The sequence below is a fragment of the Campylobacter sp. RM16704 genome (assembly GCF_000816245.1).
Classification (GTDB): domain Bacteria; phylum Campylobacterota; class Campylobacteria; order Campylobacterales; family Campylobacteraceae; genus Campylobacter_D.
This window is the reverse complement of the sequence record NZ_CP007769.1, coordinates 1,268,197-1,289,142: the sequence shown is the minus strand read 5'-3', so window position 1 is coordinate 1,289,142 and position 20,946 is coordinate 1,268,197. Positions and strand designations below refer to the sequence as shown.

Below are 20,946 nucleotides of genomic sequence, written 5' to 3'. Positions count from 1 at the left end.
TTTTTGTTAACTTTTATATTGTCTAAAGATAAAATTATCTTAAAATCCTTGGTAAAGTTATACCCGTTTGTGCTTGATATTTGCCTTTTTTATCTGCATAAGTAATATCACAAGGCTCATCTCCTTGTAAAAATAAAACCTGAGCTATACCTTCATTAGCATAAATTTTAGCAGGAAGCGGAGTGGTGTTTGAAATTTCTATAGTGATATGTCCTTCAAAACTAGGCTCAAAAGGGGTTACATTAACTATAATGCCACATCTTGCATAAGTACTTTTTCCAAGACAAATAGCTAAGACATCATTTGGCATTTTAAAATACTCAACCGTTCTTGCAAGTGCAAAAGAATTTGCGGGTACTATACATACATCACCTACAAAATCCACCACATTTTCTTCTACGAAATTTTTAGGATCTACCACAGTAGAATTTACATTAGTGAAAATCTTAAATTCTCTTCCTACGCGTATATCGTATCCATAGCTTGAAAGCCCATAGCTAACTATACCTTTACCTATGTTTGCTTCACAAAATGGCTCTATCATATTATGTTCTAATGCCATTTTTTTAATCCAATTATCTGCTTTTAAACCCATTTTTATCCTTTTTATAAAAAGTGAATTTTCAAATTATATCTTAAAATAAAAGTAAAAAATAAATAATTGAAGTTATTTTTATTATTTTTATATATAATTATAAATTAAGTCTTATTAAATTAAGGAGAGTATATGACAAAAGAAGAAATCAAAGAACTGATGCAACTTTTTGCAGAAGCAAATATAAGTAAGATTAAAATAAAAGAACAAGATGGATTTGAAATAGAACTTGAAAAAGATTTATGTTGTGAATTACCAGCTCCAGCTCCTGTTGCTCCAGCACCACAACCAATTAATGTAAATGTTGTAAATGAAACCAAGACAAATTCAAATTCTTCAAATAAACCAACTATAAATAGCCCTATGGTTGGAACTTTTTATCAAGCTCCTAGTCCAGGTGCAGCACCTTTTGCTAAGGCAGGGCAAACCATTAAAAAGGGAAGCACTATAGCTATCATTGAAGCAATGAAAATTATGAATGAAATTGAAGCTGAATATGATTGTAGGATAGTAGAAGTACTGGTAGCAGATGGTCAACCTGTGGAATTTGGTATGCCTTTATTTGTGGTGGAGAAATTATAAAATGGAAATCAAAAGAGTTTTAATTGCAAATCGTGGAGAAATTGCATTAAGAGCTTTAAGAACTATAAAAGAAATGGGTAAAAAGGCAATTTGTGTGTATTCTACAGCAGATAAAGATGCTTTATATTTAAAATATGCTGATGCTAGTATTTGTATAGGAAATGCTAGAAGCTCAGAAAGTTATTTAAATATCCCAGCTATTATTAGTGCAGCTGAAATCAGCGAAGCTGATGCTATTTTCCCAGGGTATGGATTTTTAAGTGAAAATCAAAATTTTGTTGAAATTTGTGCAAAACACAATATAAAATTTATAGGTCCTTCGGTAGCTGCTATGGTACTAATGAGCGATAAAAGCAAGGCAAAACAAGTAATGCAAAGAGCGGGTGTGCCTGTAATACCAGGAAGCGATGGAGCTTTAGGTGGAGTTGAAGCTGCAAAAAAACTTGCTAAAGAAATAGGTTATCCAGTGATTTTAAAAGCAGCAGCAGGTGGTGGTGGTCGTGGAATGCGTGTGGTAGAGCAAGAAAGTGATCTTGAAAAAGCATATTGGTCTGCAGAAAGTGAAGCTATGAGTGCTTTTGGTGATGGAACAATGTATATGGAAAAATATATACAAAATCCACGCCATATAGAGGTACAAATCATAGGTGATAGTTTTGGTAATGTAATTCATGTAGGTGAGAGAGATTGCTCTATGCAAAGACGCCATCAAAAACTTATAGAAGAATCCCCTGCAATTTTACTAGATGAAAAAACAAGAGCAAGACTTCATGAAACAGCAGTAAAAGCCGCTAAGGCTATTGATTATGAAGGTGCAGGGACCTTTGAATTTTTAGTGGATAAAAATCTAGACTTTTATTTTATTGAAATGAATACGCGTTTGCAAGTAGAACATTGTGTAAGTGAGATGGTTAGTGGGGTAGATATTATCGAGCTTATGATTAAAGTAGCTGAAGGCTATCCTTTACCAAAACAAGAAGAAATTAAACTTAAAGGTCATTCTATAGAATGTAGAATTACAGCTGAAGATTCTAAGACTTTTTTACCATGTCCAGGTAAAATTACAAAATATGTAGCACCAGCAGGACGTAATGTAAGAATGGAAAGCCATTGTTATCAAGATTATAGTGTACCTCCTTATTATGATTCTATGATTGGAAAATTAGTTGTTTGGGGTGAAGATAGAAACACAGCTATTGCAAAAATGAAAATTGCTTTGCAAGAGCTTATTGTAGGTGGGATTAAAACGACAAAAGATTTTCATTTGGCAATGATGGATAATGCAGATTTTATCAATAATAATTATGATACGAATTATCTTTCAAGGCATTAATTTAGATAGGCGTTTGCCTATCTTATTTTTTCTATGTGAGCGTTAACTCTTATTTTATCAAGATGATTTTTTAAAGCTTGTTCTCTTTGGGTTAAAGTATAAACATTACTAACTTGATCTTTGATTAAATCAAATTCAATAGGATTTTTTCCATATTTTTCTTTTATAAAATATATTATATAGGTATTTTCTCCATTTAATATTGGGGTAAATTCTCCTATTTTAGTATTATTAAGTAAAGCCAACAATCTTGGATCCATGTTTGTTGCATTTAGACTAATAGCTTTTGATTTAATTTGTGAGTTTTTAAACATAGGATTTTGTATAAGTTGTTGTAAAAGTTCTGGATTTGTAGAATTATAAACAACTAAATCAATATTAGAAAAAGTACTAAATTTATCAAGATTGTTTTCATAAAAATGTTTTAATGCTTCATCATCAATAGTTATTTTTGCATTTTGCATTATATTTCTATAAAGCTTTTCTCTTTCAAGATCTTTTTTAACTTTATTTTTAAAATTTTCAAAACTAAGTTTATCTTTTTCTATTTTTGCTTGTAAACCGTTAATATCAGTATTATTACCTTTTGCAATTTGTGCTAATTTTTCATTGAGTTCAAAAGTACTAACATAAATTCCTAACTTTTTAGCTTCACTTTGTTGAACCTTATCATTTATCAAGAAAGCAATAGCTTTTTGTTTATCATTAGTTTTTAATTCTTTCATGGTTTGTTCAATATCATAAAGGGTGATAGGTTGGTTTTCTACTATCATTGCTATTCCACCAAGAGATTGTGCGTATAAAATATTTGCAACAAAACAACAAGATATTAAAAATTTTCTCATTTTAAAACCTTTATTTAAGTGTAAATATAGCATTATAACAATAAAAATTTAAAAAAGGTAAAAATATGCAAGAAATTACTACGCGTTTTGCTCCTTCTCCAACTGGATATTTACACATAGGAGGACTTAGAACCGCTTTATATAACTATCTTTATGCAAGAAAAAATAAGGGTAAATTTTTATTACGCATTGAAGATACGGATTTAAAAAGAAATTCACAAGAAGCAACACAAGCTATTATAGAAGCATTTAAGTGGTGTGGGCTTGATTATGATGGGACAATTGAGTATCAATCTCAAAGATTTGATATTTATAAAAAATATATTCAAAAATTATTAGATGAGGGCAAGGCTTATTATTGTTATATGAGTAAAGAAGAGCTTGATGAATTAAGAGCTAAACAAGAAGCAGCTAAAGAGCGTCCAAGATATGATGGTAGATATAGAGATTTTAAAGGAACTCCACCAAGTGGTATTGAGCCTGTGGTGCGTATAAAAGCACCACAAAGTGGAGAGATTAAATTTATAGATGGTATTAAAGGTGAAGTTAGCTTTAAGGCCGAAGATATTTTAGATGATTTTGTGATTGCAAGAAGTGATGGTAGTCCTATTTATAACCTAACCGTTGTAATTGATGATGCGTTAATGGGTGTGAGTGATGTTATAAGGGGAGATGATCATTTATCAAATACTCCAAAACAAATTGTACTTTATGAAGCACTCGGTTTTAAGATACCTAAATTTTATCATGTAGCTATGATACACGGTGAAGATGGTAAAAAACTTTCTAAGCGTCATGGGGCAACTGATGTGATGGAGTATAAAAATATGGGGATTTTACCTCAAGCCTTGTTAAATTTTTTAGTAAGACTTGGATGGAGTCATGGAGATGATGAGATCTTTTCTTTAGAGAAAATGCAAGAACTTTTTGATCCAAATCACATCAATAAAAGTGCATCTTGCTATAATTTTAAAAAACTAGAATGGCTTAATGCTCATTATATTAAAACCTTACCTTTTGAAGAAATTAACAGACAATTAAAAGATTTGGGTTTTGACTTAAGTCAGTATGAAAAAGCAGGTTTTTTACTAGATATGTTAAGAGAAAGAGCAAAAACTTTGCACGATATTATAAATGGGGCTAAAATACTATTAGACAACCCAAAAAAATATGATCAAAAAGCTATAGATAAATTTCTTAATGAAATAAATTTAACTTATTTAGAAAAATACGCTATGGTTTTAAATGGGCAAAAAAAAGCTTGTGAATTTGAAGAATTAACCAATCAATTCTTAGAAGAAAACAATCTTAAACTAAAAGATTTAGCACAAGCTATACGTATTGCACTTACTGGAAATTCTGTAAGTCCTAGTATTTTTGAAGTATTGGAATTTTTAGGAGTGCAAAAAGTTAAACTTAGGATAGAAAATTTATTAAATTACATGAAAGGGAAATGATAATGAATTTAAAAGACGAAGCATTAGAATACCATTTAGGTGGTAAGGTTGATATTATAGCTAGAAAACCTATGAGTAGTGCACATGATTTATCCTTGGCTTATTCACCTGGAGTAGCTGAACCATGCTTAGAAATTGCAAAAGATGAAACTTTAGCGTATAAATATACTAATAAAGCAAATTTAGTTGCTATAGTTAGTGATGGAAGTGCTGTTTTAGGCCTTGGAAATATAGGAGCAAGTGCGAGTAAACCTGTTATGGAGGGAAAGGCTTGTTTGTTTAAAAAATTTGCCAACGTTAATGCTTATGATTTAGAAATTAATGTTCACAGTATTGATGAAATTATTACTTTTTGTAAAGCTATAGCTCCGACTTTTGGTGGAATCAACTTAGAAGATATTTCAGCACCAAAATGTTTTGAGATAGAAGCTGCTTTACAAGATCTTGGAATTCCTGTAATGCATGATGATCAACACGGAACAGCAATTATTTCTACTGCAGGATTAATGAATGCTATGGAAATTAGTGGTAAAAAATTTGAAGACATTAAAGTGGTAGTAAGCGGTGCTGGTGCAGCAGGCATTGCAAGTGCTAGAATGTATAGAAATTTAGGAGTAAAAAATATCATTTTAGTAGATAGTAAAGGTGTAATTAATACTCAAAGAGATGATTTAAATAAATATAAACTAGAATTTGTAAATGATACTAAAGATAAAACCTTGAAAGAAGCTTTAAGAGGTGCTGATGTATTTTTAGGTTTGAGTGTGCCTAAAATTTTAGATGATGAAATGGTTTTATCTATGGCTAAAGATCCAGTGATTTTTGCACTAGCTAATCCAGTGCCTGAGGTTATGCCTGAAGATGTTAAAAGAGTAAGAAATGATGCTATAGTTGGAACAGGAAGAAGTGATTATCCAAACCAAATTAACAATGTCTTAGGTTTTCCTTTTATTTTTAGAGGTGCTTTAGATGTTAAGGCAACTAAAATTACTGAAAATATGAAAGTTGCAGCGGCTAAAGCTTTGGCAGATTTAGCTAAGCTTGAAGTTACTGATGAGGTAAAACAAGCTTATGGAATAGAAACATTAAGTTTTGGTAGAGATTATGTTATACCAAAACCATTTGATAGTAGAGTAAAAGCTGTAGTCAGTGCTGCTGTGGCAAAAGCTGCTGTTGAAGATGGTGTGGCTTTAGCAAAAGAATTTGATTATCAAAAATATCTAGCAAGTTTACAATAATTTTTATATATTAAGTTTTATTTAAAATATTTTTTTGAATAAAACTTAATTTTTATTTTTATACCTTACAAATTTCTTTTTTAATTTTTTAAAATATATTTTTAATATTAGTAAATGGCTAGGTATTTTTACAAATAAACATAAATTTTTATTGTTGATTGTATTATTAATTAAATTAATTTACATTTAAGATATTTTTTTATAGGATATAGAAGTTTATTATTAGAAAGGTTAAAATGGTTTTTGGAAAGATAGATTATCTTAATTTACTCCCTTTACATATCTATCTTAAAAAATCAGCTTTTCCTAGCTATGTTAAACAAACTACAGAATACAAAAAAGGGGTTCCTAGTAAGCTAAATCGCCATTTGTATTTTAGACGCATTGATGCAGCAATTGTCTCAAGCATTGAAAGTCGTAGAAAAAAATACAAAACCTTAAATGTAGGAATTTGTGCAAATAAAAAGGTAAAAAGCGTTTTAGTGAAAAAGCATTCTCAAAGCAAAGAAGATGCAAGTTCTGCAACTTCTAATGCTCTTGCAAAAGTTTTAAAGCAAAAAGGGGAGGTTATCATCGGTGATAAAGCTTTAAAACTTTATTTGCAAAATCCAAAAGATTATATTGATTTGTGTGAATTATGGTATGAAAAAACAAATTTACCTTTTGTTTTTGCACGCTTTTCTTGTGTTAAAAATTTTTCTATTTATAAAAAAATGATGAAAAATTTCATAAAAAGTAAAATTTTCATTCCACAATATATTTTGTTAGATTATTCTAAATCAAGAAATCTTTCTCAAAAAGAAATTAGCACATACTTAAAGCTAATTTACTACAAAATAGGAACAAAGGAGCAAATGGCGCTAAAAAAATTTTTAGCTAAAACAAACAGCAAGATACTATAAAAAGGACAATTTATGAGTATGGCTAAACAATATATCAACGAAACTTTAGAAAAAATTCAAACAATTTCTCCAAGACAACCTATCTTTTTTCAAGCAGCAACCGAGGTATTAAATTCTTTAGAACCTTTACTTGAATCTAATAAAACTTATCAAGATCATGCAATATTAGAGCGTATTGTAATGCCTGAAAAAACAACTATATTTAGAGTTGTGTATATTAATGATGCAGGTAAAGCTCAAACGCATTTTGGTTATAGAGTGCAGTTTAACTCTAGTTTAGGTCCTTATAAAGGTGGACTTAGATTTCACCCTAGTGTAAATTTAGATGTTTTGAAATTTTTAGGTTTTGAGCAAATTTTTAAAAATTCTTTAACAGGTTTAATGATAGGAGGTGCCAAAGGTGGAGCAAATTTTGACCCTAAGGGTAAAAGTGAAGCAGAGATTATGCGTTTTTGTCAAGCTTTTATGGCAGAACTTTCAAAAATCATAGGTGCAAATACTGATGTACCAGCAGGTGATATAGGGGTTGGTGCTAGAGAAATTGGATATATGTTTGGAGCTTATAAGAAAATTAGCTCTAATTTTGATGGAACTTTAACAGGAAAGAAAATTCCATGGGGTGGAAGCTTAGCAAGAACAGAAGCAACAGGATATGGTTGTGTGTATTTTACTCAAGAAATGCTAGCAAAATATAACAATGCATTAGAAGGAAAAGAGTGTGCAGTCTCAGGTAGTGGAAATGTGGCAATTTATACTATAGAAAAATTACACCAACTTGGTGCAAAAGCAATTACAATAAGTGATAGTGATGGATTTGTTTATGATAAAGATGGAATAGATTTAGATTTATTAAAGGAAATTAAAGAAATAAAAAGAGCTAGGGTGAGTGATTATGCAGCGCTTAAAAAAGGTGCTATTTTTACTCCAAAAAGCGCGTATAAACAAGGTTGTAATGGGGTGTGGAGCATACCTTGTGATATAGCTTTTCCAAGTGCTACGCAAAATGAGTTAAATTTAGAAGATATTAAAACCTTATATCATAATGGTTGTCGTATGGTAGCAGAGGGAGCTAATATGCCAAGCACACTTGAAGCGATTGATTTTATGTTAAATCAAAAAGACTTTTTATTTGCTCCAGCTAAGGCCGCAAATGCAGGCGGTGTAGCGACTTCTCAACTTGAAATGCAACAAAACGCAAGTATGTGTCAATGGAGTTTTGAGGAAGTTGATGCAAAATTGCATAAGATTATGAAAAATATTTTTGAAAATTCATACGAGTGTGCAAAAGCTTATAATCATGAAGGAAATTTAGTGGTAGGCTCAAACATAGCAGGCTTTAAAAAAGTAGCTGATGCGATGATTGATCATGGTTATATTTAAAAAGATGGCTTAAATGCCATCTTTATTGCATGTAAAAAAAGCTTGCTATTTGATTAGTAATTTTTTCCTCTAAAGATTCTTTGGCTCTATCTATATTGCTAAGATAAGCAGTTCTTGCTAAAAGTGAGGTGCTTTGAGTAGAGTTTTTAGAAATTATTTGTAAATTAACTTGTAAAAGGTAGTAATTTTCCACTTCCATTTCAAAAACATCATCTATTTTATCAAAGTCGTTATAAAAAAATCTCGCATTAGAAGCAAGTAATCTTTGTGCATAGGAAAATTTCTTAAAATCTACTATATTGAGATAAATTTTATAATCACTTTGTTTATTGTTTAAAACCAATCCTAAATTTTGTAATTTTTGAGTGAGCTTAGCTTCTAAATTTGTATTTAGTTTTGAAGGATTATTGATGTGTAAAGAAAAACTTTGATTTTTATTAGCATGTAGGAAAATACCATCATTGCTTGTTTGTATAAAAGTTTGCATAGGACCTGTGCAAGCACTTAAAAACAGTGCAAACACAAGCAAAAAAAAATTATTTTTGAGCATCAATTATGGTTGGTACGGCACGAAGGCCAAGTTTAGAGTATTTTGCAAAAGTTTCTCTTACCGCTTTTACCTCAGCTTCACTAGGTTTTTTATAATCTTTTATATTTTCATCATAATATTTCTTCATAATAGCAATTTTTTGTGCATCATCTTTAGCATTTTTACTTTCTTTATAAATAAGAGCTGATTTTTCAAAAGCACTAGTATCATGGATTGGAGTTAAGATAAATTTAACTTGATGAGTTTTTAATGTTTCTTCTATTTTATCTAAATGCATTCTACAATATGGGCATTCAGGATCACTAAACACATAAAGCAAAGGTTTTTTAGGATCTCCTAAAGAAACAAACATTTTTTCTTTTTTAAGTTCAGTCAAAGCTTTTTTTGAAAATTCAGCTTGTTGTTTTTCCATAAGTTTTGCTTGATAAACTTGAGAATAAAATTCACCTTTTTTGACATCAATTACTTCAGTTGTGATGATATTATCTTGAGTGAAAACGATTTCTTGAAAATTTTTACCGCTAATTTCAAAATTAACTATCACAGCTTCAAAGTTAGTATCAGGAATTTTTTCTCTACTAGAAACGCTAATGTTTGCATTAGATAAATTTGGATTTTTTTTAAAAAAATTAATAATTTCTTCATTACTTGCTGCAAATAAAGAGCTAGCAAGGGTCAAAAGAGCTAAAGATTTTTTCATTATTTTCCTTTATGTTTGAATTTCATACATTATAAAATGTAATTTTTAACATTTAGATTTTTAGCATTCTTTTTTCATCTATTTTTATTACTTGAGGGTAATTTTTATCAAGATATTCTAAATAAGCTATGGCATATTTTCTTGAAATTTGAAAATGATTTTTTACAAAGCTTACATCTAAATAGTTATTTTGTAATAGTTTTAAAAATTCTTGCATAAGATTTTCAAGAGCATTTTTTTCTATAAAAAGATTATGCGCTAGTCTTTTGACTTTATTTTCTTTAGTAAGTTTTTTTAAGATAAGATCTCCATTTTTCCTATCAAGCTCTAAATACTCATAAAGATTATAAGGTGCAGTAGGTTTTATACCTTCTTTTTTTAAAATTTCGTAAAGCTCACAATGAGCCTTTTCTTGTAATTTTTCAAAGTCTTGTCCTTTTAAAAACCATATGCCATCTTTAAAGTCCAGCTTTTCTTGCATTTGCAAAAGTGTATAAGCACAAAAATTTTCACTTGCCCAAGTAAGTCTTAAGGCGATAGAATGAGGCGAGATTAAAGCATAAGGATTTTTAGAAAAGATAAAATTAATAAAATCTTTCAAAGTTTGCATAGCATTTAAATCATATACATTTAAAGCTTGCTCGTCGACAAAAACATGATCTAAACTTTTTGCTAAATTTAAAGCTTGTTCATGAGCGAGTTTGAAACGCTGGTAACTTGAAAGTAAACCAAAACCAAGTTTATGGGTTTGTTTTAAAAACTCAAATACTTTTTTCAAATCTTTTTGTTCTAAAAGTGCTAAATACTTAGCTTTTATATCTTTTTTTAAAGGCTCACTCACTGCATTTAACACCACGCCACCACTTTTAATACGACCATTTTCAAGCAAGATAAATTTATCATCAAAGCATAAAGGTAGATTTTTATCAAAATCTAAACTAATGTAAGTTTTATTTTCAAATTCTTTGATAATGCTGATTTTTGCATTAAGCTTTTTTGAGCCACTGCAAAACTCTAAAATACTTCCGTGTTTAATCTCTGTATTAAAAACAACTCCATCAATACTTTTAAAACTCTTAAAAATACCTTTTTTTGTGAGTATATAGCCTTTTTTTAATTCATGATAATCACAATTTAAACTCAAAGCAACTCTATTATAAGCTTTTGCTTCTAAAACATTTTCTTCATGAATTTGTATGTTTTTTACAATGATATCTTTTTGATTTTCAAGGCAAAAGATTTTTTCATTTTTGCTGATTTTTCCCTCATTTAAACTTCCAGTTACTACCGTGCCTATACCTTTTAGAGAAAAAACCCTATCAATGTAGTATCTAAAAATCAAATTTTCATCATTTTCTTTAGGTTTTAAACTAAGTAGATAGTTTTTTAAATTTATTATACTTTGCTCATCATAAATACTAGTTGGAAAAACTTTTAAGATATTGATTTTAAAGGCTTTTAATTCTTTTAAAAGCTCTTCTTGCTTTTGTGCTAAATCCTTGCATAAATCAATCTTGCTTAAAATAAGCACTACGTCTTTTACACCTAAAAATTCCAAAACCCTTAAATGCTCTATACTTTGAGCCTTTAAACCTTCATTTATATCTATGACAAACATACATACTCTAAACCCAAAAGCACCACTTATCATAGTTTTGATTAAACTTTCATGCCCAGGTACATCAATAAAAGCAATATTTAAATTTTCACTTTTTAAATTTGAAAAGCTAAGATTAATCGTAATGCCTTTTTCTTGCTCTTCTTTTAAATCATCACCCTCAAAACCATTTAAAGCTTTAATAAGCGAAGTTTTACCATGATCAATATGTCCAGCAGTGCCTATGATGATACTATGCATGAAATACCTCTTTGATAGCATGGATTAAACGGTTTAAATCTTTTTCTAAAATACTTCTAAAATCTAGCACAAAATGTCCATTTTCAACACGGCCAATCACACCTTTTTTTCTAAATTTTTCTTGTAAAAGCAAAGCTTTCTCGTCAAAACTTAACACAAAAGTATCTAAGCTTTTATCAGGCATAGAGCCACCACCTACTAAACTTTTAGAAGCTTTTAACTCACATTTTGTAGGAATTTTTTCTTTGACAAAAAGAGCCTTTTTTTCTATGATTTTTAAATCATCATTTAAAAGTTTTAGTGTGGGGATTTTTTCATATTCTTTTTCTAAGTATGCTTTGGTAGTTTCATTTAAAAAAGCTAGAGTGATTTTATCAACCCTTAGCATTCTTAGAAGTTGATTTTTCTTTAGTTGTTGAATGTATTTTTTCTTTCCAAGTATAATGCCTGCTTGAGTAGAACCAAAAAGCTTATCACCACTAAAACTTAAAATATCACAATGTTTTAAAAGCTCTTTCACACTTGGCTCATTTTTACTTAGTTGCTTATTGATTTTTTCACACCAGCCAGCACCTAAATCATAATAAGATATGAGTTTTTTCTTTTTTGCCAAAGCATGAATTTCACTTAAGCTTACTTCTTCAAAAAATCCTTTAAAAGTAAAATTAGAACGATGGGTTTTTAAAATCATCTTAGTATTTTCATTGATAGCTTTTTCATAATCATATAGATGAGTTTTATTAGTTGTGCCTATTTCTTTTAGCCTAACAGCAGCTGCTAGCATAACTTCAGGAATTCTAAAATTTCCCCCAATCTCAACTAGCTCACTTCTTGAAGTAATAACTTCTTCATTTTTTGCTAAGGTGTTTAAAATCAAAAATACAGCTGAGGCGTTGTTATTAACAACCAAACAATCCTCACAATCAAATAATATTTTTAAATTCACGCTGAGTGCGTCATATCTTGAGCCTCTTTTGCCAGTTTGCATGTTAAACTCTAAATTTGAATAAGAGCAGATGATTTCTTTAGTTCTTTCAAAAATACTCTCATCAATAATGCTACGACCAAGATTAGTATGTATGATAACTCCAGTAGCATTGATCAAGCTTTGACTTTGCATATTTAAAAACTCATCAATGCTTTGAGCAATTTTACTTAGCAAATCTTGCAAACTAAAATTTAAATTTTCATTTTTACTAAGCTCTTTTTTACAATTTGAAACAACTAGTTTTGAAAAATATGTTTTTAAATACAAAGGGTATTTAACCAAGCTTTTATCGTTTATTAGTGTATTAATAGGTGGAAAATTTCTAAATTTGTTCATCTTAAACCTTAAGAATAAATTACTAAAATTATAACTTTTTTATAATGAAATTTATATAATTAAAGTTAAAAATTTAAAAGAGAGTATGATGAAAGATTTTGTATTTTTAGAAAATGAAGATTTAATCCCTTTAAGTGATAGTATTAGCATAGTTCAAAAAGCTTGTAATGAAGAAGTTTTTATAGGAAATTCAAAGCTTTTAAACCCTGAAGTTTATGCACCTGAGATTAATTTTTACCTTAAAAACTCACAAGATGATGTGCTTAAAAAAGCCAAAACTATTGAGTCTTTATATAAGATTAGATCTAAAGTTTATGATTTGGGACTTGATTTAGAATATACCAAAGAAGTGGGTAAAAATGTAATTATTGTAAGTAATGAGGATCAAAATGAGCTTATAGAAAGTTTAAAAAAACAAGAATATAAGGTTTTAAAATTAAGCAATGAGCAATGTTTAGGCGTTTTAGGTTGCGTGGGTGAGCTTTGTGTGATAGCTTTGAAAGATAATGAGCAAGTAGAAATTGATTGTGATTTTTTCTTATATGATGTAAAAAAAGAAAGTTTTGATCAGCAAAGTGGTTGCTATGATTTAACTATTTTAAGTCAAGAAGAGCTTATAAAACTTTTAAATTCAAATTCTCCAAAATATAGATTTAGAAATTATATTAGTTATGATGATAGCATTTGTCAATACCATGAAAGAAGAAGTATACATTGTGGAAAATGTGCTGAAATTTGTCCAAGTGTGGCTATTTTAAAAGATGATGAGCAAAGAAAATTAGAATTTTCTCATATAGATTGTATAAATTGTGGTGATTGTGTAGGAATTTGTCCTAGTGGAGCACTTGATTATGCACCTATGCCACGCAATAGCTTTTATGAAATTTTAAAATTTTATGAAGATAAAATTATTTTAGTCATTCCTGAAAGATTTTCTATAGAAAATTTAAACATTACTTTAAAAGAAAATGTTATGCCATTTATGGTTAAAAGTGAAAACTATCTTGATCAAGCACATTTTTTAGCTATGCTTCAAACAAGTGGAGCAAATATGGTTGTTTATAGTGATAATTTATCTAAAGGAAGTTTGGAGATTGTTGATTTAATTAATGAAATTTTTCAAAGAAAATTTAAACAAAATGCAATTTTTCTAGCCAAAAATGAAAATGAGCTTTTAGAAGCTATTGACAAAACCTGTTTTATAGAAAATCTTAAATTTATTTCTTATAACTCTTCTGTTTTAAAAAGAGAAGATTTTGCTATAAGATTAAGAGAGCTTATAAAAGAAGAGAATTTAGGCAATATCCCGAGCAAAGAATGGATACGCTATGGAAAAATCTCTATCAATACAAACACCTGCACCTTATGTCTTTCTTGTGTGGGTGCTTGTAATGTAGGAGCTTTAGTGGCTGATACCAAGGATAATTCTTTGAAATTTAATGCAAGTTTATGTACTACCTGTGGATATTGTGAAACAAGTTGTGCTGAAAAAGATACCCTAGAGCTTCAAAGAAGTGGGATAGATTTAGAAAAAGATTATTTTTCTTTTATGATTTTAGCCCAAGATGAACTTTTTGCCTGTGTAGAGTGTGGGAAAGAATTTGCTACAAAAAAAGCAGTTGAAAAAATAGCTAACATTATGAAACCAAAATTTATGGGAGATGAAACTAAGATAAAAACACTATATTGCTGTGCTGAATGTAAAGCAAAGATAATGATACAAAATATGGACGTGCTTTAAGCCAAAAGGCTTAAGCACTAAGTTTTAATCCCACCACTCCAGTAATGATTAAAACGATAAAAATAAGTTTGTTGATGGTTATTGCTTCTTTAAAGATTAAAAAGCCCATGATACTAATAAGTGTTATACCACAACCTGCCCAAATCGCATAAGCTATACTTAAATCAATTTTTTTCAAAGCATAAAACAACCCTACTAGAGAAAAAGAAAAAAATACTGCAAAAATGATTAAATAAAAGTTGTTTTTACTAATACTTGCATATTTCATAGAACTTGTTGCAATCACTTCAAAAACTATGCTAATTGCTAAAATCAACCAATGCATTTTATATCCTTTAAATAATTAAAAATGAAATTATAAAAGGATAAAAGGTGGAGCTATGGCGTAGAAAAAATAACCATATGCAGTTTTTACCTTCCATTTTGTCCATAAGCTAGTATAAAATTTTAAGATAAAAAATCCATAAGTCATTTATAACCTTGCAATAATTTATCTTATTTTAACATTTTTTATATCTTAGTTAAATTTAGTGCAAAAGCTTTTTGACTCAAAAGTACTTCATCATTTTCTTTAAAATCTTTAGCTTCTAAAGGGCTTAGTGCTACTTGGCTGATTTGATTGCCTATGGCAAGTATGGCTATAAATATACTATCTTGTTTTTGTAGTTTTAAAATGCGTGCTTTTATGGCAAATTTTTGCGAACCTTGCGTTTTTAAAAAAACTTCACTAGGCGAGCCTTTTTTTATGATAGCTCCATTTTCTAAAATGATGACTTTATTGGCTAGTTTATAAACTTCACTTACATCATGGCTGATTAAAATAGTAGTGATTTTATAAGTTTTATGTATATTTAAAAGATAATCATGCAAGTGCAGTTTTATCTCATTATCTAAGGCACTAAATGGCTCATCTAAAAGTAAAAGCTTAGGTTTTTGCATAATGGATCTTGCTAAAGCTACGCGTTGTTTTTGCCCTCCACTTAGTTCTAAAATATGACTTTTTTTGTGCTTGCTTAAATCTAAAAGCTCTAAAAGTTCATTAGCAAATTTTAGATCTTTTTTGGCAAAAAGTAAGTTTTGCTCTACATTCATATGTTCAAATAAAGCATAATCTTGAAAAACAAATCCTATTTTTCTTTTTTGTGGGCTTAGAAAGTTTTTATCATCAAAAAATACCTTATCATTAAAAGCACAAAATCCTTGTGCTTTTTCAAAACCAGCAATAATTCTTAAAAGTGTAGTTTTTCCACTTCCGCTTTTTCCAAAAATAGTACAAAATTCTCCGTCTTTAACTTCAAATTTAACTTTGAGTTTAAATTCTTTTTCTTTGTTTTTAAAGATTTTTTCAAAGTCAAGTTTTAACATAAATACTCTTTAATAAATAAAGCACTAGGATGAATATAAGCAAATATATATTCATTTTCTTGATAATTTTGTTCTAAGAATTCAAAAGTACTAATTTGTGCTTCAAAGGTGCAAATTTCATTTTCTAATCTTATTATGGTAATGACTTGTCCTTGGAAAATGTTTATGATTTTTGCATAGATAGTATTTAAAAACGAGTTGTTTAAGCTTTCTTTGCTAAGTAGGCATTCGCTACTTTTAAAAGCAAGCAAAACTTCTTGGTTGATGCTTGCTTTTTCATCAAGTTCTAAAGCAAGCATAAAAAAATTATACTTTTGGGTATGAAATTCCACCCAGTTTATATTTTCATGACTTTTTATAGTTTTTATTTTAGCTTTAATCATGGAACATTGTAGCCATAGGCTTTAAAAATCTCCTTAGCCTTAGGACTTAATATAAAATCATAAAATTTCTTAGCTTTGACATTATCTTTACCATAAGAAGTTATAACAATGCCTTGATTAATAGGCTCATAAAGCTTTGGATCGATTAAAATATAATTTTTTCCTTCTTGGAGTTTATAAGATTTTAGTGTATCTTCATATAAAGCACTTGCTGCTACAAAACCCACATCAGCTGCTTTTAATGTTTGAGTTAAAGCTTCTCCTATGGATTTTGCTTCAATGATTTTAGCTTTTGTTTGTTCATAAATTTTAGCATTTTGTAAAGTTTCTATACTAGCTTGTCCATAAGGAGCTGCTTTGGGATTAGCTATGGTGATGATTTTTACTTTTTCTTCTTTAAGTGTGTCTAATCCTTTGCTTAAATCCATTCTTATGCTTAGTAAAGCTAAAGCACCTTGAGCATAAATAACAGGCTTTGTAACAGCAAAATTATCATCATATAAATTTTGAGCAAATTTCATATTAGCCGCCATAAAAATATCAAATGGTGCTCCGTTTTTAATCTGCGAAACCAAATTTCCACTTGCTCCTAAGCTTACGTTGATGCTAATATCTGGATTTTGTTTTTGAAATTCTTTCTGCAAAGCCTTAAAAGCATAAGCTACATTTGCAGCCGCAGCAATATTCACATCAGCACTAAACCCAAAAACACATAAAAAAATTAGTGTAAGAATTTTTTTCACTTTTTATCCTTTTAATAATAAATTTTGCAAAAAATTATAGCTTATTTTTAAAAGTAAAAATTAATTTGTATTTTTTGCATATTTTGTAAGAGCTAGGATATAGCAAAATATTTTTTTTATTTTATTTTATAAGAATATTTAAAATTCTTTAGTGCAAAATTTATTTTTATTTTTGTATAATTTGCACTCTTATTTATATATAAAAATCAAGGAAAAAATTGTCAAAATATATAATTTGCTTATGTATGTTTTTTAGCACTTTAATAATAGCTAATGACTTTGAAGATTTCGAACAAGAATACCAAAAAAAAGAAATTAAAGATAGCTTTTATACCTATAATAAAGCTATGAGTAAATTTAATTATGATCTTTATACTTATATTTTAAGACCTATTGCTATTTCTTATAAAAGTATCACACCAAGTTTTGTAAGAACTGGGGTAAAAAATGTTTTTGATACTACAAGATCTCCTGCAAGGATTATTAATCATCTTTTAAGCTTTGAATTTAAAAAGGCAGGCGAGGAATTTGGTAGATTTTGTGTGAATGTGATTTTTGGTTTTGGTTTATTAGATAGTGCAAGTAAAACTTCTTTAAAAAGTTATGAAGTTGATTTTGGAACGACTTTGGGTAAATGGGGAGTAGGTAGTGGAACACATTTGGTTTTACCTATTTTAGGACCATCTAATGTAAGAGATGCTCTAGCTTTACCCATAGATTGGTTTTTAGTTCCTGAAGCTTATATAGATAATTTTTGGCTTGGAGTAGGTGTAAATGCTACATTAAAACTTAATGAATTAAGTTTTGAGTATGAAAAAATTGATGATATTTACCAAAATAGTGTAGATTATTATATTTTTATACGCGATGCTTATGAGCAAAAGCGTCAAGAACTTATAAAACAAGGAAATTAATGAAAAAAATCATAATATTATTTTTTAGTATAGCATTTGCTTTTGCTTTAAATTTGCAAGATATTTCAAAAACTATGCAAGAAAAAATTGATGAGAGTTTAAAAATTTTAGATCAAAATAAAAACGATAAAAATAAAGCCGCAGAGCAAATTTTTGCTTTATTTGATGGTGTTTTTGATTATACTCTTATGGCTAAACTTAGTCTTTCTACAAGGTATGAAAAATTAAGCGAGAGTGAAAAAACTCGATTTAATAAGGCTTTTGAAAAAAATCTTAAAAAAAGCTTTACAGATAAACTTGCTTTATATGATTCGCAAAAATTAAAGGTAGTTGGCTTAGAAGAAAAAAATAAAAGAGCCTTTTTAAAAACTTCTATGATAGTCGATGGAAAAGAAAATTTTGTAATTTTTAAATTTTATGATAAAAACGGAGATTGGCAAATTTATGATGTGGATATTTTTGGTATAAGCATTATACAAACATATCGTTCTCAATTTAAAGACATTATACAAAATAGTGATTTTAATACTTTGCTTGAAAAGCTTTCCAGTGTTGATTTTTCTAAATAATGCTAAGTAAAATTTTAAAAACTTTTCTTAATTTTCCAAAATTAACTTTGGGGATTACTTTAATTTTTTGTGTATTTTTTAGTTTTTTTGCGAAGAATTTAAGTGTAGATGCAAGTGCTGAAAGCTTACTTTTAGAACATGATGAGGGTTTGAAACTATATAGAGAAATTTCAGCACACTATGGCAATGATAATTTTTTAATGCTTGCTTTTGCTCCCAAAGATAATGATATTTTTACTAAAGAAAATTTGGAAACCATCAAAAATTTAACTTTTGATTTAGCAAAAGTTAAAGGGGTTGAAAAAGTATTTTCTATCACTAATGCACCTTTGCTTACAAGTTCTAAAGATAAAGAATTAAAAGAGCTTATTCAAAATATACCTAATATTTTTAGTCAAGATGTGGATATTAATCTAGCTAAAAAAGAAATTTTAAACCAACCCTTTTATAAAAACAATATCATCTCAAAAGATGGAACAACAACGGGAATTTTGATTTATCTAGCGCCTGATCTTGTTTATAATGACTTGATTAAATCAAGGGATAGTGCAAAAAATGAAAACGAAAAAGAGCATTTTAGAGCTTTAATAAAAAAACATCAAGAAAGTTCAAGAGAATTTAGTGCAAAAAGACTAGAAGAAATCACTAAAATAGTATCTAAATATAGTCAAAATGGAGATTTTTTACACCTTGGTGGTGTGGAAATGATTGCTAATGATATGATTGATTATGTAAAGAGTGATTTAAAAATTTATGGACTTAGTTTGATAGGTCTTTTATTTATTGTTCTTTGGTGGTTTTTTGGCTCTTTGCGTTTAGTGTTTTTGGCTTTGGGAATTTGTGTGATTTCGCTTTTTACTTCTAGTGGAATTTTCGCACTTTTGGGTTTTGATATTACCATAGTTTCTTCAAACTATGTGGCTTTGGTGCTTATTATTAGCGTTTCTGTGGTAATTCATCTAATAGTACATTTTATAGAAAATTCACATAAACATCCAAAATCAAGTGTTTATAAAATATTACTTTCAACTTTATTAAATAAAGCAAATCCAAGTTTTTTTGCTATTTTAACTACCATAGTTGGATTTTTAAGTTTTGTATTTTCAGATATAGAGCCTATAATAAAACTTGGCATTATGATGAGCCTTGGTATAAGCATAAGTTTGATTTTAGCTTATATATATTTTGCAAGTATTTTAATGCTTTTACCTCGCTTTGAATTTAAAAAACTCAATCAAAGCTCTTTGAAATTTTTAAGTTTTTGTGCTAATGTAAGTTTAAAGCATAGAAAAATTATTTATAGCATAAGTGTGATTTGTGTGGTATTTGCTTTGTTTGGAATTTCACAAATCAAAGTAGAAAATAGCTTTGTAAGTTATTTTAAAGATAGTTCTAGAATAAAACAAGGTTTGTTGATTATAGATAAAGAGCTAGGCGGAACTATGCCTTTAGATGTGATTGTTAAATTTAAGCATAACTCAAAGCAAAATGAGAGCGTTGATGAATTCGAACAAGAATTTGATGATTTAGCCAAAGATGATAGGTATTTTTTTAGTAGTGAAAAAACAAGGATTGCTACTAAAGTGCATGAATTTTTAAGTACGCAAAAATATGTTGGTTCTGTGCTTAGCTTGCAAAGTTTATTAGAGCTTGGAAAAAGTATCAATGATGGTAAAGCTTTAGATGATTTTGCTTTGGCATTTTTATATGAAAATTTAGATGAGAGCTTTAAAAAACAGGTTTTAACTCCATTTGTAAGCGTGGAAAACAATGAGTTAAGATTTAGTGTGCGTATGCTAGATAGTGATCCAAATTTAAGACGCGATGCCTTTTTAAAACAACTTGAAAAAGACTTAAACGAGCTTTTAAAAAATGATAATGTAGAGGTTAAAATCAGCGGTATTATGCCTTTATATAATAATATGCTTCAAAGTCTTTTTTCATCTCAATTTGACACTTTAGCCTTTGTAGTGCTTGTGATTTTTGCTTTGTTTGTGGTGATTTTTAGAAGTTTTGTTTATGCTTTTGTGGCAATTTTAGCTAATCTCATACCTTTGGCTTTAGTGTTTGGCTTAATGGGTGTTTTAAATATACCACTTGATATTATGAGTATTACTATAGCTGCTATTTGTATAGGAATAGGGGTTGATGATATGATTCATTATATTCATCGTTTTAAAGAAGAGTTGAAACATAAAAGTTTAGAAGAAGCTATAAAAGCTTCTCATTTTGGTATAGGCAGTGCTATTTATTATACTAGTGTTACTATTATTTTAGGCTTTTTAGTAATGATTAGTAGTAATTTTATCCCGACGATTTATTTTGGATTGCTTACGGTTTTGGCTATGAGTTTGCTTTTATTTGGTGCTTTATTTTTATTGCCAAGTTTTATTGTAAGTTATTATCGTTTTAAGGCAAAAGTATAAAATTTAAAATCATAAACAATATAAAAATTCATAATTTATAA

Annotated in this window: 20 protein-coding genes; 10 read left to right on the top strand and 10 right to left on the bottom strand. The window is 28.8% G+C overall.

Translation table 11 applies throughout. The features are described from left to right. Positions 1-34: 34 nt before the first annotated feature. Positions 35-595: a dCTP deaminase gene (gene dcd, locus CAQ16704_RS06540; RefSeq protein WP_039667429.1), complete on the bottom strand. Its 561-nt coding sequence runs from the start codon at positions 593-595 to the stop codon at positions 35-37. A gap of 132 nt (positions 596-727) precedes the next feature. On the opposite strand from dcd, the gene accB reads away from it, so the two are divergent. Beyond that, positions 728-1,177 (top strand): acetyl-CoA carboxylase biotin carboxyl carrier protein, encoded by a 450-nt coding sequence (gene accB / locus CAQ16704_RS06535; protein ID WP_039667428.1) that lies wholly within the window; start codon positions 728-730, stop codon positions 1,175-1,177. A 1-nt stretch (position 1,178) separates the two neighbouring features. Next, the gene (locus tag CAQ16704_RS06530; RefSeq protein ID WP_039667427.1) at positions 1,179-2,510 is read left to right on the top strand and encodes an acetyl-CoA carboxylase biotin carboxylase subunit; all 1,332 of its coding nucleotides are present in this window, start codon (positions 1,179-1,181) and stop codon (positions 2,508-2,510) included. A 17-nt stretch (positions 2,511-2,527) separates the two neighbouring features. On the opposite strand, the gene CAQ16704_RS06525 is transcribed toward CAQ16704_RS06530, so the two are convergent. After that, a complete protein-coding gene (locus CAQ16704_RS06525) occupies positions 2,528-3,355 on the bottom strand; it encodes a peptidylprolyl isomerase (protein WP_039667426.1) in 828 nt (275 codons plus the stop codon). Between the two features lie 65 nt (positions 3,356-3,420). Between CAQ16704_RS06525 and gltX the strand changes: the two genes are divergently transcribed. The 4 genes from gltX (at position 3,421) to gdhA (ending at position 8,332) form a co-directional block, all read left to right on the top strand. Then, the gene (gene gltX / locus CAQ16704_RS06520; protein WP_039667425.1) at positions 3,421-4,812 is read left to right on the top strand and encodes a glutamate--tRNA ligase; all 1,392 of its coding nucleotides are present in this window, start codon (positions 3,421-3,423) and stop codon (positions 4,810-4,812) included. Positions 4,813-4,814: 2 nt separating this feature from the next. Beyond that, positions 4,815-6,050 (top strand): malate oxidoreductase, encoded by a 1,236-nt coding sequence (locus tag CAQ16704_RS06515; protein ID WP_039667424.1) that lies wholly within the window; start codon positions 4,815-4,817, stop codon positions 6,048-6,050. 236 nt (positions 6,051-6,286) lie between these two features. After that, entirely contained in the window at positions 6,287-6,952 is a 666-nt protein-coding gene (locus tag CAQ16704_RS06510; RefSeq protein WP_039667423.1) for a 6-amino-6-deoxyfutalosine synthase, read from the top strand. 12 nt (positions 6,953-6,964) lie between these two features. Next, positions 6,965-8,332, top strand: a complete 1,368-nt coding sequence (gdhA, locus tag CAQ16704_RS06505; RefSeq protein WP_082020059.1) for an NADP-specific glutamate dehydrogenase — start codon at positions 6,965-6,967, stop codon at positions 8,330-8,332. Between the two features lie 22 nt (positions 8,333-8,354). On the opposite strand, the gene CAQ16704_RS06500 is transcribed toward gdhA, so the two are convergent. From CAQ16704_RS06500 to selA, 4 genes are read right to left on the bottom strand one after another with little or no spacing between them, the layout of a single operon-like run. Continuing rightward, entirely contained in the window at positions 8,355-8,882 is a 528-nt protein-coding gene (locus tag CAQ16704_RS06500) for a hypothetical protein (RefSeq protein ID WP_039667422.1), read from the bottom strand. Further along, positions 8,869-9,582, bottom strand: a complete 714-nt coding sequence (locus CAQ16704_RS06495; protein ID WP_039667421.1) for a thioredoxin fold domain-containing protein — start codon at positions 9,580-9,582, stop codon at positions 8,869-8,871. The genes CAQ16704_RS06500 and CAQ16704_RS06495 overlap by 14 nt, the downstream gene beginning before the upstream one ends. A 52-nt stretch (positions 9,583-9,634) precedes the next feature. After that, positions 9,635-11,440, bottom strand: coding sequence for a selenocysteine-specific translation elongation factor (gene selB / locus CAQ16704_RS06490; protein WP_039667420.1), 1,806 nt, complete (start codon positions 11,438-11,440; stop codon positions 9,635-9,637). Next, positions 11,433-12,764, bottom strand: coding sequence for an L-seryl-tRNA(Sec) selenium transferase (gene selA / locus CAQ16704_RS06485; protein ID WP_039667419.1), 1,332 nt, complete (start codon positions 12,762-12,764; stop codon positions 11,433-11,435). The genes selB and selA overlap by 8 nt, the downstream gene beginning before the upstream one ends. A gap of 88 nt (positions 12,765-12,852) precedes the next feature. On the opposite strand from selA, the gene CAQ16704_RS06480 reads away from it, so the two are divergent. Then, positions 12,853-14,505: a 4Fe-4S dicluster domain-containing protein gene (locus CAQ16704_RS06480; RefSeq protein WP_039667418.1), complete on the top strand. Its 1,653-nt coding sequence runs from the start codon at positions 12,853-12,855 to the stop codon at positions 14,503-14,505. Between the two features lie 10 nt (positions 14,506-14,515). On the opposite strand, the gene CAQ16704_RS06475 is transcribed toward CAQ16704_RS06480, so the two are convergent. The 4 genes from CAQ16704_RS06475 to modA form a co-directional block, all read right to left on the bottom strand. Beyond that, positions 14,516-14,830 carry a DMT family transporter gene (locus CAQ16704_RS06475; protein ID WP_039667417.1) on the bottom strand — a complete coding sequence of 105 codons (315 nt, stop codon included), beginning with the start codon at positions 14,828-14,830 and terminating at the stop codon, positions 14,516-14,518. A 185-nt stretch (positions 14,831-15,015) separates the two neighbouring features. Then, complete coding sequence (locus CAQ16704_RS06470; RefSeq protein ID WP_039667416.1) at positions 15,016-15,870, bottom strand: sulfate/molybdate ABC transporter ATP-binding protein; 855 nt, start codon at positions 15,868-15,870, stop codon at positions 15,016-15,018. Continuing rightward, positions 15,864-16,253 (bottom strand): hypothetical protein, encoded by a 390-nt coding sequence (locus CAQ16704_RS06465; protein WP_039667415.1) that lies wholly within the window; start codon positions 16,251-16,253, stop codon positions 15,864-15,866. The genes CAQ16704_RS06470 and CAQ16704_RS06465 overlap by 7 nt, the downstream gene beginning before the upstream one ends. Then, positions 16,250-16,996, bottom strand: coding sequence for a molybdate ABC transporter substrate-binding protein (modA, locus tag CAQ16704_RS06460; RefSeq protein WP_052245027.1), 747 nt, complete (start codon positions 16,994-16,996; stop codon positions 16,250-16,252). Before modA ends, CAQ16704_RS06465 begins: the two co-directional genes overlap by 4 nt. Positions 16,997-17,241: 245 nt before the next feature. Here modA and CAQ16704_RS06455 point away from each other — a divergent pair, with 245 nt between their 5' ends. From CAQ16704_RS06455 to CAQ16704_RS06445, 3 genes are read left to right on the top strand one after another with little or no spacing between them, the layout of a single operon-like run. Then, positions 17,242-17,910: an MlaA family lipoprotein gene (locus tag CAQ16704_RS06455; RefSeq protein ID WP_039667414.1), complete on the top strand. Its 669-nt coding sequence runs from the start codon at positions 17,242-17,244 to the stop codon at positions 17,908-17,910. Beyond that, positions 17,910-18,479: a transporter, toluene tolerance family gene (locus CAQ16704_RS06450; protein ID WP_039667413.1), complete on the top strand. Its 570-nt coding sequence runs from the start codon at positions 17,910-17,912 to the stop codon at positions 18,477-18,479. Before CAQ16704_RS06455 ends, CAQ16704_RS06450 begins: the two co-directional genes overlap by 1 nt. Continuing rightward, entirely contained in the window at positions 18,479-20,905 is a 2,427-nt protein-coding gene (locus CAQ16704_RS06445) for an efflux RND transporter permease subunit (RefSeq protein WP_039667412.1), read from the top strand. The genes CAQ16704_RS06450 and CAQ16704_RS06445 overlap by 1 nt, the downstream gene beginning before the upstream one ends. Positions 20,906-20,946: the final 41 nt, after the last annotated feature.

Excerpts from the sequence above, each read along its gene's own strand:
- dcd (WP_039667429.1), bottom strand. The coding sequence starts at position 595 with ATGGGTTTAAAAGCAGATAATTGGATTAAAAAAATGGCATTAGAACAT.
- accB (WP_039667428.1), top strand. The coding sequence starts at position 728 with ATGACAAAAGAAGAAATCAAAGAACTGATGCAACTTTTTGCAGAAGCA.
- CAQ16704_RS06530 (WP_039667427.1), top strand. The coding sequence starts at position 1,179 with ATGGAAATCAAAAGAGTTTTAATTGCAAATCGTGGAGAAATTGCATTA.
- CAQ16704_RS06525 (WP_039667426.1), bottom strand. The coding sequence starts at position 3,355 with ATGAGAAAATTTTTAATATCTTGTTGTTTTGTTGCAAATATTTTATAC.
- gltX (WP_039667425.1), top strand. The coding sequence starts at position 3,421 with ATGCAAGAAATTACTACGCGTTTTGCTCCTTCTCCAACTGGATATTTA.
- CAQ16704_RS06515 (WP_039667424.1), top strand. The coding sequence starts at position 4,815 with ATGAATTTAAAAGACGAAGCATTAGAATACCATTTAGGTGGTAAGGTT.
- CAQ16704_RS06510 (WP_039667423.1), top strand. The coding sequence starts at position 6,287 with ATGGTTTTTGGAAAGATAGATTATCTTAATTTACTCCCTTTACATATC.
- gdhA (WP_082020059.1), top strand. The coding sequence starts at position 6,965 with ATGAGTATGGCTAAACAATATATCAACGAAACTTTAGAAAAAATTCAA.
- CAQ16704_RS06500 (WP_039667422.1), bottom strand. The coding sequence starts at position 8,882 with ATGCTCAAAAATAATTTTTTTTTGCTTGTGTTTGCACTGTTTTTAAGT.
- CAQ16704_RS06495 (WP_039667421.1), bottom strand. The coding sequence starts at position 9,582 with ATGAAAAAATCTTTAGCTCTTTTGACCCTTGCTAGCTCTTTATTTGCA.
- selB (WP_039667420.1), bottom strand. The coding sequence starts at position 11,440 with ATGCATAGTATCATCATAGGCACTGCTGGACATATTGATCATGGTAAA.
- selA (WP_039667419.1), bottom strand. The coding sequence starts at position 12,764 with ATGAACAAATTTAGAAATTTTCCACCTATTAATACACTAATAAACGAT.
- CAQ16704_RS06480 (WP_039667418.1), top strand. The coding sequence starts at position 12,853 with ATGAAAGATTTTGTATTTTTAGAAAATGAAGATTTAATCCCTTTAAGT.
- CAQ16704_RS06475 (WP_039667417.1), bottom strand. The coding sequence starts at position 14,830 with ATGCATTGGTTGATTTTAGCAATTAGCATAGTTTTTGAAGTGATTGCA.
- CAQ16704_RS06470 (WP_039667416.1), bottom strand. The coding sequence starts at position 15,870 with ATGTTAAAACTTGACTTTGAAAAAATCTTTAAAAACAAAGAAAAAGAA.
- CAQ16704_RS06465 (WP_039667415.1), bottom strand. The coding sequence starts at position 16,253 with ATGATTAAAGCTAAAATAAAAACTATAAAAAGTCATGAAAATATAAAC.
- CAQ16704_RS06455 (WP_039667414.1), top strand. The coding sequence starts at position 17,242 with ATGTTTTTTAGCACTTTAATAATAGCTAATGACTTTGAAGATTTCGAA.
- CAQ16704_RS06450 (WP_039667413.1), top strand. The coding sequence starts at position 17,910 with ATGAAAAAAATCATAATATTATTTTTTAGTATAGCATTTGCTTTTGCT.
- CAQ16704_RS06445 (WP_039667412.1), top strand. The coding sequence starts at position 18,479 with ATGCTAAGTAAAATTTTAAAAACTTTTCTTAATTTTCCAAAATTAACT.